This is a genomic window from Pseudalkalibacillus salsuginis (assembly GCF_021646685.1).
Lineage (GTDB): Bacteria > Bacillota > Bacilli > Bacillales > Fictibacillaceae > Pseudalkalibacillus > Pseudalkalibacillus salsuginis.
Genome location: NZ_JAKJHW010000006.1, coordinates 184,878 through 198,170 on the forward strand (window position 1 = coordinate 184,878; position 13,293 = coordinate 198,170).

Sequence of the window (13,293 nt, forward strand, 5' to 3'; positions counted from 1 at the left end):
AAAGACACGATTCATTTTACTGATCCCCGTCATTGTTTCAGGTTGTTTGAGAGTAATATAATCCGCTTGGCTGTAATTGTCAAGAATTAATATACAGGATTGCCACAATTTCAAAAAAATATAAGAATATCAATTGCTTGTTCATTTTTTTGCTTATTCCTACTTATAGTATAGTAAGGTCATTTGTCGAGGTGAGAAAAATGCAACGTCGAATACAATTTATCATTATCGCAGGCTTGGTCATATTTCTTGGATTCCTTTCTTGGAGAATACCAAGTACAGCCGAGCAGTCGAAGTTGACCGTCGATAGCATGAAAGCCGCCCCATCGTTATATAGCGCGGGTAAATCGGTAGAAGCTGTCAATGTACGGTCAACTATTGCGGAGATCGGAAAAAAAGCACCTGATTTCACATTGGAAAACCTTGAAGGGGAAAAAGTCTCTTTATCTGACTATCGCGGAAAGACAGTCATCCTCAATTTCTGGACAACGTGGTGTACGTACTGTAAAAAAGAAATCCCTGAATTGATCAACTTTCATCATCTGCACGAGAAAGAGGATGTCGTCATCCTTGCAGTCAATCTCAGTTCGGAGGAAGAAAACCTTGAACAAGTCGCAATGTTCTCAAAGGAGTTCGAAATTCCCTTTGAGGTTCCGCTCGATAAAGAAGGGACGGTCGGTCAGGACTACCAGATCATTGTGATCCCGACCACCTACATCATCGCTCCAGATGGCATCGTCAAAAACAAAATCATGGGGCCGGTGAATCTCGATCAATTGGAGCAGCAGTTATCTAGATGAATAGACTTTATCCTTGACACCAGCCTAATAGTAAGTTCAAAGCAGTGGCTTTTCCTTCTGGTGTCCGGTGAATCGTGCTAATTCATCGAGTTTATCGTTCAAATACTGGAAGTCAAGATGGATGAGTGCTGTACGATCGATCCCTTCTACGATCGCTTTTGCAAATTTCCATACCTCATCCTTTATTGAAGGGGTGCTTTTTTCGGCAATCAACATCAACGCTTCAAAGATGGCGCCAATGACGGAAACATCCTGTTTTCCATAGTGGCGTATCTGATAAAAACTTTTGTATAGAACCTGTGAAAACACACCTGTGTTGAGAATGATCCGCAGGTTCTTATCCCTGTCATAAATATATGGTTCCTCCAAGGATGTTTGCGCCAATCGCGACAAAATTTTACCTAGCCTCTGAATACAGGTGATTGCTGTGTAAGGGTCATTTACGGCTGGCGATATGGCCCGTAACGCAATCTCTGTCAATTTCTGAATCCCATATTCGATATCCTGTTCTGTCGTTCTTTGAGTTCCGACACGGATATTTTGCAAATAATCGTCTATTTCAAAAGCATGATCATCCAAAGACCAATAAGAAAAGAGGACTGTTCCTTCATCAACATAATTACCAATGTTCTTTTCAAATTGTATGATCAAATCATCGCGTGTTGCAAGCTGCAGGATCCTGTCTAAATCAATGTATTGAAGATAGCCCGACATTTTGGATGCAACTTTTCGGCATTCTTTTAACTGATATTCTTCATTTTCCCAACTAGCCCAGGGAGACGCAGCAGAAGTATCCAAATTCGAGCGATCCACTCTATGGGAGGTGAGAATGGAAAGGCAATTATCCGCGATATCCTGGATAAGGTTGTTGACCTGGATCCATGTTCCGACATGGTGGATGAAATAGACAAAAAATCCGATACATATTGCAGAAAGGGAAACAGTTAAACTGGGAATCACTAAAAAACTGCGTTGACCCGAAATATTCATCCAAACCAGGACGAGTACAAAATAGAGAAAGGAACCGATAAATATACCTAAAACCCTTCTAGTTACTATGTCACTTAAAAAATTATCGAGTGTACGTGGGGAGTATTGAGATAAATAGGTTGATAACAGCACCATGATGGATGAAAACGTGATTGCTGTCATGGTCAGGATTGATGTTGCCAATGCACCTAGAACTAACTGAGTCGTGTTGCGATCGGTGATCATGAAATAAGGGAAGTGCATATGCAAATCCTCAAGATCCATCCAAAAGTCAATTTCAACTGAAACATAAGCAAGGATCGTCGCAATAAAACTATAGAAAGCAGGAAGATACCAGAAGCTCTGATGGATCCTATGGAGTGAATTCTTCAAATACATTTAAAACACCTCGCTGTTCACTGGTCCTATTTTCCCTCCTGTACGGAATTTTATGAAAAAAGGCCCATGCCTTCGGCTCAGTTTCCTTACAGTTTCAACTGCTTATATTCTTTTTCTCGTCCGATCATCTTGGCAAGGCGCATGATTTTTTCATTGATGAATTGTTTATCCCATTCCAATAATGCATCGGTCTCGATCCCCTCGATGAAATAAACGGCAAAATCCCATACAATTTTATGGATGGATCGGTCAAGATCATTCCGTTCAACAATTCCATGCAAAACGGAAATCGTGGCTGCACATACCGAAACATCTTCTTTCGCGTAATGACGTAATTGATAGAAAGCTTTATAAAGCAATTCTCGATACGACTGTATATCGAGGATTATCCTCAGATTATTATCCGCATCATAATAGTAGGGGCGAGGAAACATGATTCCACCTAGTTCGGCCAAAATCGTGCCAATCCGATTGATGCAATTGATCGCTGTGTGCGGATCATTGATGCCAGGAGAAATAGCACGCAAAGCTATTTCCACGAGTTTTTGAATGCCGAATTCGACATCCTGTACCGTATTTCTTTCTGGACCGATCGCAAAGCATTCCTCGTACATGTTTTTGTCTTCTTTCGTTAAAGAACGGGTGTCAAGATAGGTATATAGAGGTGTATCTTTCAGGACATAATCACCGATTCTTCTTTCTACTTTGATGACATGATCGTTGTCCGTCGCTTTTTTCAAAATTGGTCCGAGCTTGATCATCTGTAAATAGCCCGAAGTCGGTGCATTGATCGTAATTTTTTCTTTTTTCTCGAGCTCGTTGATATTTTCTTTTACTGAAAGCTGCTTTGACTTCGTCTGGTCGATTCCTAAATGGAAGCTGTTCCGAATCGTCTCTTGTGTTCTGGTGGTAATTTTATCAATCAAACTATTTACCTGTGTCCATGTGGCTACATGATGGATGAAGAAGACGAAGAAACCAAGACAAACGATCGCCCAGATAACTGCAATGCCTGGTCCGAGAAATAACTTCTTATCACTTAGATCCTTTAAGAAAAGCAATAGGAGCAATGAGTAGACGAATCCACCAGTAAATACACCTAAAACGCGCTGGGTGACGACATCACTGATGAAGTCCTGTAAAGTCCGCGGCGAAAACTGGGACGAATATGTAGTCAGGACAACCATGATCGAGGAAAACGTGATAGTGGTCATCGTCAATACAGAAACCGCAATCGCATTCAAAATGGTTTGCCCGATTTTCACGTCAGTCATCAGGGCGTTTGGCACAAAATTTGCGATTTTCCTAGTAGGGATGGCTTCTTCCAGATACATGCTCACAATAGCCATGACGAGGGCCAAAGTTCCATAAAAAATGGGCAAAAACCAAAAGCTATGTCTGAATTTAAGCCAATAATCGTTCAATTTCATCTGCTTCACCGTTCTTTCATTATTCCTATTTATACCCAAAAAGAAGAAGCACCAACCCGATTGGGCGATGCTTCCAGGGCGTTTTCGCTTTTCTTATTAACCAGTAAATTCTTGAGAGAACATTTTACCGTATTGTCCACCGTCTACGATTCCGATCCCAACCTTAGTGTATTGGCTGCCAAGGATGTTTTTGCGGTGGCCATCAGAGTTCATCAGAGAAGTATGTGCACCTTCGACAGAACTGTTTCCAGCAATATTTTCACCTGCAGTGTTATAAGTTATACCGAATTGTTTCATCATATCAAATGGAGACCCGTATGTTGGTGAATTATGGCTGAAATAGTTGTTGTCGATCATATCTTTTGATTTTGCACGAGCCATCTTCGTCAATGCAGGATCAACTTCCAATGGAGCTAGTCCAGCTTTTTGACGTTCTTGGTTCACAAGGTCAACCATCTTCTGCTCATCAGCAGTAAGTTGGAATTCACCTTCTGAAGCGGGTTGTTCAGATTTTTGTTGTTCTGTATTAGGCTGCTCTTGTGGAGTTGCCTTTTGTTCAGGTGCTGGCGCTGCTTCCTTTTCTGGAGCTGGCTGTTCAGCTGGAGCTGCTTCCTTTTCTGGAGCTGGTTGTTCAGCTTTTGGCTGTTCAGCTGGAGCTGCTTCTTTTTTCTCACCTTGCTCGTTTTGAGCTTTCTTAAGAGCTTCAAGGATTTTTTCTTTGATTGCAGGGTCGAGTTCTTTACCCTTCAAGCAGTTTTGGACATAATTTTGAAGTTGGTTTTGGTCGACTTGGACCTGAGCTACTTGCGTATATACTTGTACATGAGGCTGCTCTTGGCCGGTAGAAGCGTGACCGATCCCAGCGTTTACCCCGAAAATGGACGCGGATAGTAAAGAAGTAATAAGGATTTTTTTGAACAATTTTTCCTACCTCCTAGGTTTTTATAGTTACATAGACACATTTCGGCTATAAAACTATTTGATGGGGGTTAGGAATTAATTGGAAATAGATAAGGAGGCTTAAGCTGTTTGTATACTGTCTAAAGTCCTTTTTTATTAAACTTTTAATATGCGAAAATCACAATTTGCTTTCGAATAATATGAAGGATAAGGAATTAAAGGAGGAATCTGTTTTGTATCCAGAATTAGAGAAGTATAAACAAATAAAGAAGCAGTATGAAGAACAATTACAACGCTTAAAAATAGAACAAGAAGATTTAGAGGAAGAAAAAGAAAAGATCCTTCAACGCTATAAAGAGTTTGAAAAAAAGAATACAGTCGGACAATCCAAACAGGACAACCTTGCTTCGGTTCGTTCAGAACTGCACGGGCTGACAGAAGAGCTGGATGATTTGTTAGAGGAAAGTTCACACCTCACAATAGAACAGAAGGAGCGTTTGAACGAATGGATGCAACCCTTGAAAAAAGGATTTGATCGTGAAGTATTGGCAGCGAAGCAGCATCTGAAAATCCAAAAGGATGAATTTCGCCGTTATCGTATCGAGATGTTGTTACTGGTTCAACAGGTGTACGAAATTGAAGAGTATATCCACGAGGTACACCTTTCCTATACAGAAGCTTGCAGGGAGTATTTGACCAAACAAGATCGTCAAACCTTGCAGCTACAAGCGATTGATGTACGCCAAGATGTGAAATTAATGCTTAAGGAATTACAAGAAGACCTTGAGTATGTAAATAGCCATGGAAAAATGCCGAAGTGGTTCCAGGATGAAGTGAAGGCGAAGGTTTGATGGAGCTTATGCTTCAAAAAAAAGCCACAACAGGGGGGGATGTTGTGACTTTCACTCCGTACAAGATTGGAAGGGTAATAGTAATTACAGTGAAGCGTTTATAATTAACTATTTAGGATTAGGGGAAGTACAAAAAGGTTTAATATACAAACGCTGTACCTACAATTATTAGCAAGATAAACAATACTACGATCAAGGAAAACCCAGCACCGTAAGAGTAACTCATGCTAACACCCCCTTCGAACACTGCCTCCAGTGAGAGATACCTCACACTATACATTATGCTCGTTGATACACTTTGTATGGACAAGTGCATTAGGACAAATATGGAATTTTACGATTTCACTAAGCTTTTTTTGAATAAAATGCTATTTTCAGTATGTGTTGTTAGTGGTTATAATTTCTTCAGTGCGTAAGCTTTGTTACTTCGGTAACAAACTGCGGGATAAGCGAGACCCGGCAGTGACCTACAATAAAAGGATCTTCGACTATCGTACTGACGGTCGGTTTCAATTGGTGGGACATGTGCTTCTAAGACGCAATCCTTACTCAATGCTATACATTCTTTCATTCATACTCGGGCTGATCGGTGTAGATTAGATTACATAATGGTATCTAAAATAAGGCTGTTTTTATTTTTCGCAAAAACAAGCAAAATATTCACACGGAAAATTTTCCAACTTATGATTGGTCGTTTTACCAATAAATCATAAGTTTTTCGTTTTAATAAGCTGGTGAACCTAATCATACATCCCAAAAAAATGGGGTATGATAATGAGGAACATTTCTACTGCGATCGTCTGTGTCATGCTCGTTGCAGGCTGCAGTAATTCCGTTGTCATTTCCGAGCAGCCGGAAAAGAGGTCTTCCTCATTCAAGGAAATTCAAACTGTTCAAACCGGAAAAGAACAAAAGGTCCTGTTGCAGGTTCCTTTAATCAAACAGTTACCTGAATTACCAAGAGGATGTGAAGTCACCAGCCTTGCAATGCTGTTACGGCATGCCGGATTGAATGTCGATAAAATGACTTTAGCCAAAGCGGTCCGAAAAGATCCGACGCCGTATCAGAGAAAAAATGGCGTGACCTATTTCGGTGATCCGAATCATGGATTTGTCGGAAATATGTATGATATCAACAAGCCGGGCTTAGGGGTTTATTCGAAACCGATCGCTCAATTAGGCGAGCAATACCTTCCTGGTCGAATTGTCAATCTCACTGGGGCAGATTTTGAAGATGTCATGCAGCAGGTTGAAAATGAAAAACCAGTGTGGGTCATCAATAACACCCTCTTCTCCCATGTTCCAGAAAAGTATTGGGTTGAATGGCAAACACCTCAAGGGAAGATGAAGATCACTTATAAGGAACATTCCGTTTTGATCACTGGCTACGATGACCAAAGCGTTTACTTCAATGATCCACTTGCTGGCATGAAGAACCGTAAAGTTCCAAAAGCCCAATTCCAAAAAGGTTGGGAGCAGATGGGACGCCATGCCATCAGTTATAAATGAAATGAGGGTGGCCATTTTGAGGTCACTCTCACCATTTTTAAGATAATTTTTGAGTTGTTGAGATAATTCTCAAGTTGTTGGGATAAAGTCAAAGTTGTCGAGATAAATCTATTTTATACTTGCGTAATAACCAAAAAAAGGTACAAACGTCGGTTTGTACCCTTTCTTTAATTTCATCTGGTGGCTTGTCCACTATAACGGCTTAATTTTTCCCGGATTGACTGTTTAAGTTCTTCTGATTCTGCAGTTGCATATGAATCAAGCAATTCATTGATTTGATCCTGCCTCATCCCGTTGCTCCACATTACATAAGAGCGGTATTCCGTACTCTTCAAATATTTCTTCAACATGTTATATTCAGGCCCGAAGTAGTAGGTGAGATCACAATGGAATTCAATCATGTCATTCACATCCACTGCCAAAATCGTATCATCGAGTAAATACAAGGATGCTTCTTTCTTTCTCATCAATACCGGGACAGCGTAGAGTTCATGATTTTCGAGTACGCCGTGTGAAGTAGGTAAGAATAAGTACGGTGTATTTTCAAGATCAAAGCCTACAAAAAAATCGGCTGCAGATTCATGTAAAGTCGGTTGACGTAACATTGAACATTGGACGATCAAGCGTTGAGTTTCGATCATTCCCATTTCCCCCTCGATTTTTTTCGATTAAGTACTAACAGAATGTCCACACTGCATGCTTTTTATACACACGATTGGAAGATTGATAGAATTGAAAAACAACTTGTCCAGTGCTGAGCTGTCATTGACAAATGAATAAAAAAACGGTTACACTAAAAATGTTATTATAGAATTACGAAAATTATGAAAGAAGTTGACCAATATGCGAGATTTATTTTTACGGGGGCTTCATTTTCCAATAAACTCAATAGAAATCCAACAGCCGTTGACCGATTGAAATATCGGGTCAGCGGCTTTTTTAATGTGGATTTTATCTCGCTAAATTGGTAGTGCAATAGGAAGGGGGATTTAATGTGATTACACTGACCGGGAACACATTGACGTTAAAAGAAATCTATCACGTTTTATTTGAAAAGGAATCGGTTCAAGCCTCGGTTGAAAGCCTTGAAAAAGTAAAGGTTAGCCGTAAGTCCGTTGAAAAGATCGTTTCAAACCATGAAGTTGTCTACGGCATTACGACTGGATTTGGGAAAATGAGTGATGTGTGGATCGAACCATCACAAGTAGAAGAACTGCAGCTCAATCTGATAAGGAGCCATGCGTGCGGGGTGGGGGAACCATTCCCTGAAGTTGTAAGCAGGGCGATGCTGTTATTAAGGACCAACGCATTATTGAAGGGGTTTTCCGGGGTTCGGGAAGAAGTCATTGCTCTATTGATCGAGTGTATCAATAGGGGGATCCATCCCATCGTTCCGCAGCAAGGTTCCTTAGGGGCAAGCGGTGATCTAGCTCCTCTTTCGCATCTCGCCCTTGTACTCATTGGCGAAGGTGAAGCTTACTATAAAGGAAATCGGGTGGCTGGGGAGGAAGCATTAAAAAGTGAAAATTTGTCGCCGCTCATATTAAGTGCAAAGGAAGGGCTTGCCCTGATCAACGGCACCCAAGCGATGACAGCGATGGGAGTAGTAGCTTATCTCGAGGCAGAAAAGCTCGCCTATCAAAGTGAACTGATCGCTGCGATGACAGTAGAAGGATTGAGGGGAATAACGGATGCGTTTGATGAGGAGATCCACCAGGCAAGAGGGTATCCCGAGCAAGTCGGTGTTGCCCAGCGGACCAGAATGTATCTTAAGCAAAGCAAGCTTTCGACCCACCAAGGGGAGGTGAGGGTCCAGGATGCTTATTCCTTGAGATGTATTCCGCAAGTCCATGGCGCGACCTGGCAGGCGTTGAATTACGTGAAAGAAAAGCTCGAGATTGAAATCAACGCTGCGACGGATAATCCACTTATTTTCGATTTTGGCAACAAGGTGATTTCCGGCGGTAATTTCCATGGGCAGCCGATTGCGTTCGCGATGGATTTCTTGAGTATTGCGATCGCCGAACTGGCGAACATTTCAGAACGCCGGGTCGAAAGGATGGTCAATCCGCAATTGAGTGACCTTCCAGCGTTTTTATCTGCCAACCCTGGAGTGGAATCTGGTGCTATGATTCTGCAATATTCAGCCGCCTCGCTCGTTTCTGAAAACAAAACATTGGCACATCCATCTAGCGTCGATTCGATTCCATCTTCAGCTAACCAGGAAGACCATGTGAGCATGGGAACGATCGGGTCCCGGCATGCTTATCAAGTGATCCAGAACACCCGGAATGTGCTTGCCATCGAGTGGTTCTGTGCTATGCAGGCCGTGGAATACAGAGGAGTCGATCTGATGGCACATCGGACCCGGAAAGCACTGGATCGTGGAAGAAGGATCGCTTCAAGCATTACGGGGGACCGTGTCTTCGCAAAGGATATTGAAAAGCTGTCCCAGGTTTTGAAAGAAGCCGATTGGTCGGACATTTTGATCGAACAATAAATCCATTATGGAGGGATTATGATGAGAAAAATTCAAGCACCTAGAGGAACGACGTTGAACACGAAGGGATGGGTACAGGAAGCTGCCTTGCGTATGCTTATGAACAACCTGGATCCGGAAGTCGCAGAAAAACCTGAAGAGCTGGTCGTTTACGGGGGAATCGGGAAAGCTGCGCGAAATTGGGAAAGCTTTGACGCGATCGTAGAATCGTTGAAAGACCTCGAAAATGATGAGACGTTGATGGTCCAATCCGGAAAGCCGGTCGCGATTTTCAAATCCCATGAAAATGCCCCGCGGGTATTGATCGCCAATTCGAACCTTGTTCCAGCATGGGCCAACTGGGAGACCTTCCGCGATCTGGAGCAGAAAGGATTGATGATGTATGGGCAGATGACAGCGGGAAGCTGGATTTATATCGGAACGCAAGGGATTTTACAAGGAACCTATGAAACGTTTGCGGAAGCTGCTAGAAAACATTTCGGCGGGACGCTTGCCGGCACATTGACTGTTACTGCAGGTCTTGGTGGAATGGGTGGTGCCCAGCCGCTTGCTGTCACGATGAATGAGGGAGTCGTCATCGCAATCGAATGTGATCCGCATCGGATCAAGCGCAGGATCGAAACGAGGTATTGCGATACGATGGCCGAGACGCTGGACGAAGCTTTGAAGTTAGCAAAAGAAGCAATGACGAAGAAAAAGCCGCTTTCAATCGCTCTACTTGGAAATGCAGCAGACATTTTACCAGAATTCGTAAAACGTGGTGAAATTCCGGATCTTGTAACAGACCAAACGTCTGCCCACGATGTATTGAACGGATATTTGCCGGTCGGCTTCACACTCGAAGAGGGAGAAGAATTACGGAAGAGAGAACCGGAAACCTATATTCAAAAATCGAAGGTGAGCATCCGTAAACATGTTGAAGCGATGGTCGGGTTACAAAAATCGGGTGCGATCGTTTTTGATTATGGAAACAACATTCGCCAAGTTGCGAAAGATGAAGGTTTCGAAAATGCCTTTGACTTTCCTGGATTTGTCCCAGCATTCATCCGGCCGATGTTCTGTGAAGGTAAAGGACCATTCCGATGGGCAGCCCTTTCCGGGGATCCTGAAGACATTTATGCTATCGACGAAGTGATATTGAAGGAATTTGCACAAGACGAACATTTATGCAAATGGATCAGAATGGCTCAGGATAAAGTCGCATTCCAAGGGCTGCCGTCACGCATCTGCTGGTTAGGGTACGGAGACCGTGCAAAGCTCGGTAAAATCATCAACAACATGGTTGAAAGCGGTAAAGTGAGCGCACCGATCGTTATTGGCCGTGATCACCTTGACTGTGGCTCAGTAGCTTCTCCAAACAGGGAAACCGAAGCGATGAAAGACGGCAGCGATGCCATCAGTGACTGGCCGATTCTGAATGCGTTGATCAATGGGGTCAACGGGGCAAGCTGGGTTTCTGTCCATCATGGCGGTGGTGTCGGAATGGGCTACTCGCAGCATGCAGGCATGGTCATTGTTGCGGATGGTACAAAGGAAGCAGCAGAGAGACTTGAACGGGTGCTTGCCTCTGATCCTGGTATGGGTGTTGTCAGGCATGCTGATGCAGGGTATGAGCTTGCCATTCAGACGGCAAGAGAAAAGGGTGTCCGGATCCCGATGCTGGATAAAAGCGGCGTGAGCGGAAGGAGCGAAGTATAATATGACAATTAAAGCAGACTTACTTTTGAAGAACATCGGTCAATTACTGACGATGCAAGGACCAGAAGGAATCCGTAAAGGTGAAGCAATGAAGGAAGTCGGGTTGGTGGAGAAAGCTGTGGTCGCCATCAAGGATGGGAAAGTCGCCTTTGCAGGTCCTGCTGATCAAGCACCAGCCATTGATTCAGCAGATGAGATCGATTGCGAAGGGAAGCTGGTTACACCTGGCTTAGTCGACCCGCATACCCACCTCGTATTTGGGGGTTCGCGTGAACACGAATTAGCCCTCAAGCAGCAAGGAGTCCCTTACTTGGAGATCTTAAAACAGGGAGGCGGAATCTTATCGACTGTCAAAGCGACCCGTGAGGCAGATGAAGATACTCTTTATGAAAGAGCCGTGTTCCATCTAGAACGGATGCAAAGCTACGGGATCACGACGATGGAAGCGAAAAGCGGCTATGGCCTTGAAGCAGATACAGAGCTGAAGCAGCTCCGTGTCATCAAACGGCTTCAAGAAAACCAAAAGACCGATATCGTGTCGACGTATTTAGGAGCTCATGCCATTCCTCATGAATACAAAGGCGAGTCTGAAGCCTTCCTTGATGAAATGGTCAAAGTTATGGAGACTGTCAAAGAACAAGAACTCGCAAGCTTCGTCGATATCTTTTGTGAAACAGGTGTCTTCACTGTGGAGGAGTCCTGTAAGTATTTAAACAAAGCGAAGGAAATGGGCTTTGATGTCAAAATACATGCTGATGAAATCGATCCCCTTGGCGGAACTGAAATGGCGTGTGAAGTCGGGGCGATTTCAGCCGATCACTTAGTCGGCGCCTCGGAAGAAGGGATCAGGAAACTGGGGGAAACCAACACGATTGCGGTCCTTTTACCAGGAACGACATTCTATCTGAATAAAAACGAGTTCGCGAAAGCCCGAGAGATGATTGAAGGGGATGCGGCTGTAGCGCTGGCTACGGATTTCAATCCTGGAAGCTCCCCTACTGAGAACCTACAGTTCATCATGAACCTGGCTGCATTGAAATTGAGGATGACACCGGAAGAGATTTGGAATGCGGTCACCGTAAATGCTGCATACTCGATCGGATGCGGGGAGCAAGCAGGAAAAATAGAAGAAGGAAGAAAAGCGGATCTTGTCATCTGGGATGCAGCGAACTATCTATATATTCCATATCATTATGGCGTCAATCACGTGAAGACAGTCCTGAAAAATGGTGAAACGCTCTTTGAAAGGAGAGGGCGAAATGGGAAAGTTTCCGTATCTTAAAAAAGCAGGGGAAGCAGGCTTCAGGGATTCACAGGTCATCAAAGCCCATGAAATCATCCATCCATGGGACGGGGAAAGCCAGATAAGCGGCATCGGTCTGATAGGTGCCCCCTTATCAAAGCCTTCGATCAGTCTCTCAGGAGCATCCCAGACACCGGGTGTCATCAGGCAAATGTTTTCAACGCTTTCTACCTATGCAATCGAACAGGAAACGGATCTTGCAGAAGAGACGATCACAGATTTCGGTGATGTGGAAATGCACTTGACTGATATTCCTGCCTCACATGATCGGATCTATGAAACGCTTACCAGTGTATTGAAGGATCAGCCAGGTTTGGTTCCGATCGTCCTCGGTGGCGATCATTCGATCAGTTATCCGAGCATCAGAGCTTTTTCGGAAAATAGAAGGAAAGTCGGAATCATCCAATTTGATGCCCATCATGATCTACGTAATCGGGAAGATGGAGGGACTGGAAACGGTACGCCATTCCGGGCGCTGATAGAAGAAGGCGTAATAAGCGGGGATCAATTGATTCAAATCGGGATCCGTAACTTCTCAAACAGCCAGCCATATCACCAGTATGGCAAGGATCATGGCGTGACAATCTATACCATGAAAGATGTTAGAGAACAGAGACTGACTGATATTCTGCACCAATCCATTCAGCAGCTGAAGGCACACGTCGATTTCATCTATGTTTCTTTAGATATGGATGTCCTTGATCAAGCCTTCGCACCAGGGTGTCCCGCCATCGGGCCTGGCGGAATGACAAGTGATGATCTACTCGAAGGTATTGAAATGCTTGCGAAAGAACCGATGGTCAAGGGAATGGATATTGTGGAGATCGATCCCACTGTCGATTTCAGGAACATGACCAGTAAGCTGGCAGCCTTCATCATTTTGACATTCATGCTTCATCGAGGATAAGAAAAGGGAGTGATCGTTTATTGATCA

At 43.6% G+C, this 13,293-nt stretch carries 12 protein-coding genes and 1 other annotated feature (1 of these 13 cut by a window edge); of the genes, 7 read left to right on the forward strand and 5 right to left on the reverse strand.

Annotation, left to right across the window (positions count from 1 at the left end; genetic code table 11):
• Nucleotides 1–42, reverse strand: a binding site (T-box leader); it reaches 181 nt to the left of the window's first position.
• Between the two features lie 158 nt (nt 43–200).
• Nucleotides 201–800: a TlpA family protein disulfide reductase gene (locus L1611_RS15580; RefSeq protein ID WP_236314635.1), complete on the forward strand. Its 600-nt coding sequence runs from the start codon at nt 201–203 to the stop codon at nt 798–800.
• A gap of 36 nt (nt 801–836) precedes the next feature.
• On the opposite strand, the gene L1611_RS15585 is transcribed toward L1611_RS15580, so the two are convergent.
• The 3 genes from L1611_RS15585 to L1611_RS15595 all read right to left on the reverse strand — a co-directional run bounded on the left by L1611_RS15585 (nt 837) and on the right by L1611_RS15595 (nt 4,519).
• A complete protein-coding gene (locus L1611_RS15585) occupies nt 837–2,168 on the reverse strand; it encodes a DUF2254 domain-containing protein (RefSeq protein WP_236314636.1) in 1,332 nt (443 codons plus the stop codon).
• Between the two features lie 86 nt (nt 2,169–2,254).
• Complete coding sequence (locus L1611_RS15590) at nt 2,255–3,598, reverse strand: DUF2254 domain-containing protein (protein WP_236314637.1); 1,344 nt, start codon at nt 3,596–3,598, stop codon at nt 2,255–2,257.
• Between the two features lie 96 nt (nt 3,599–3,694).
• Entirely contained in the window at nt 3,695–4,519 is an 825-nt protein-coding gene (locus tag L1611_RS15595) for a CAP domain-containing protein (protein WP_236314638.1), read from the reverse strand.
• A 212-nt stretch (nt 4,520–4,731) separates the two neighbouring features.
• Here L1611_RS15595 and L1611_RS15600 point away from each other — a divergent pair, with 212 nt between their 5' ends.
• Nucleotides 4,732–5,349 carry a hypothetical protein gene (locus tag L1611_RS15600; protein WP_236314639.1) on the forward strand — a complete coding sequence of 206 codons (618 nt, stop codon included), beginning with the start codon at nt 4,732–4,734 and terminating at the stop codon, nt 5,347–5,349.
• Between the two features lie 139 nt (nt 5,350–5,488).
• On the opposite strand, the gene L1611_RS15605 is transcribed toward L1611_RS15600, so the two are convergent.
• Complete coding sequence (locus L1611_RS15605; RefSeq protein WP_236314729.1) at nt 5,489–5,575, reverse strand: YjcZ family sporulation protein; 87 nt, start codon at nt 5,573–5,575, stop codon at nt 5,489–5,491.
• A 548-nt stretch (nt 5,576–6,123) separates the two neighbouring features.
• Here L1611_RS15605 and L1611_RS15610 point away from each other — a divergent pair.
• Entirely contained in the window at nt 6,124–6,858 is a 735-nt protein-coding gene (locus L1611_RS15610; protein ID WP_236314640.1) for a C39 family peptidase, read from the forward strand.
• A 173-nt stretch (nt 6,859–7,031) separates the two neighbouring features.
• Here the strand turns inward: L1611_RS15610 and L1611_RS15615 are convergent, their stop codons facing one another.
• Nucleotides 7,032–7,499, reverse strand: coding sequence for a hypothetical protein (locus tag L1611_RS15615; RefSeq protein ID WP_236314641.1), 468 nt, complete (start codon nt 7,497–7,499; stop codon nt 7,032–7,034).
• 353 nt (nt 7,500–7,852) lie between these two features.
• On the opposite strand from L1611_RS15615, the gene hutH reads away from it, so the two are divergent.
• The 4 genes from hutH to hutG are packed head-to-tail and all read left to right on the forward strand — an operon-like array spanning nt 7,853 to nt 13,266.
• The gene (gene hutH / locus L1611_RS15620; RefSeq protein WP_236314642.1) at nt 7,853–9,358 is read left to right on the forward strand and encodes a histidine ammonia-lyase; all 1,506 of its coding nucleotides are present in this window, start codon (nt 7,853–7,855) and stop codon (nt 9,356–9,358) included.
• 18 nt (nt 9,359–9,376) lie between these two features.
• Nucleotides 9,377–11,056 carry a urocanate hydratase gene (hutU, locus tag L1611_RS15625; RefSeq protein ID WP_407681738.1) on the forward strand — a complete coding sequence of 560 codons (1,680 nt, stop codon included), beginning with the start codon at nt 9,377–9,379 and terminating at the stop codon, nt 11,054–11,056.
• A gap of 1 nt (nt 11,057) precedes the next feature.
• Complete coding sequence (hutI, locus tag L1611_RS15630; RefSeq protein ID WP_236314644.1) at nt 11,058–12,338, forward strand: imidazolonepropionase; 1,281 nt, start codon at nt 11,058–11,060, stop codon at nt 12,336–12,338.
• A complete protein-coding gene (gene hutG, locus L1611_RS15635; RefSeq protein ID WP_236314645.1) occupies nt 12,316–13,266 on the forward strand; it encodes a formimidoylglutamase in 951 nt (316 codons plus the stop codon). Before hutI ends, hutG begins: the two co-directional genes overlap by 23 nt.
• Nucleotides 13,267–13,293: the final 27 nt, after the last annotated feature.

Bases quoted from the DNA above. Each gene is read 5' to 3' on its own strand.
- hutU (WP_407681738.1), top strand. From the start codon at position 9,377: ATGATGAGAAAAATTCAAGCACCTAGAGGAACGACGTTGAACACGAAG.
- L1611_RS15580 (WP_236314635.1), top strand. From the start codon at position 201: ATGCAACGTCGAATACAATTTATCATTATCGCAGGCTTGGTCATATTT.
- L1611_RS15585 (WP_236314636.1), bottom strand. From the start codon at position 2,168: ATGTATTTGAAGAATTCACTCCATAGGATCCATCAGAGCTTCTGGTAT.
- L1611_RS15590 (WP_236314637.1), bottom strand. From the start codon at position 3,598: ATGAAATTGAACGATTATTGGCTTAAATTCAGACATAGCTTTTGGTTT.
- L1611_RS15610 (WP_236314640.1), top strand. From the start codon at position 6,124: ATGAGGAACATTTCTACTGCGATCGTCTGTGTCATGCTCGTTGCAGGC.
- L1611_RS15615 (WP_236314641.1), bottom strand. From the start codon at position 7,499: ATGATCGAAACTCAACGCTTGATCGTCCAATGTTCAATGTTACGTCAA.
- hutG (WP_236314645.1), top strand. From the start codon at position 12,316: ATGGGAAAGTTTCCGTATCTTAAAAAAGCAGGGGAAGCAGGCTTCAGG.
- hutI (WP_236314644.1), top strand. From the start codon at position 11,058: ATGACAATTAAAGCAGACTTACTTTTGAAGAACATCGGTCAATTACTG.
- L1611_RS15605 (WP_236314729.1), bottom strand. From the start codon at position 5,575: ATGAGTTACTCTTACGGTGCTGGGTTTTCCTTGATCGTAGTATTGTTT.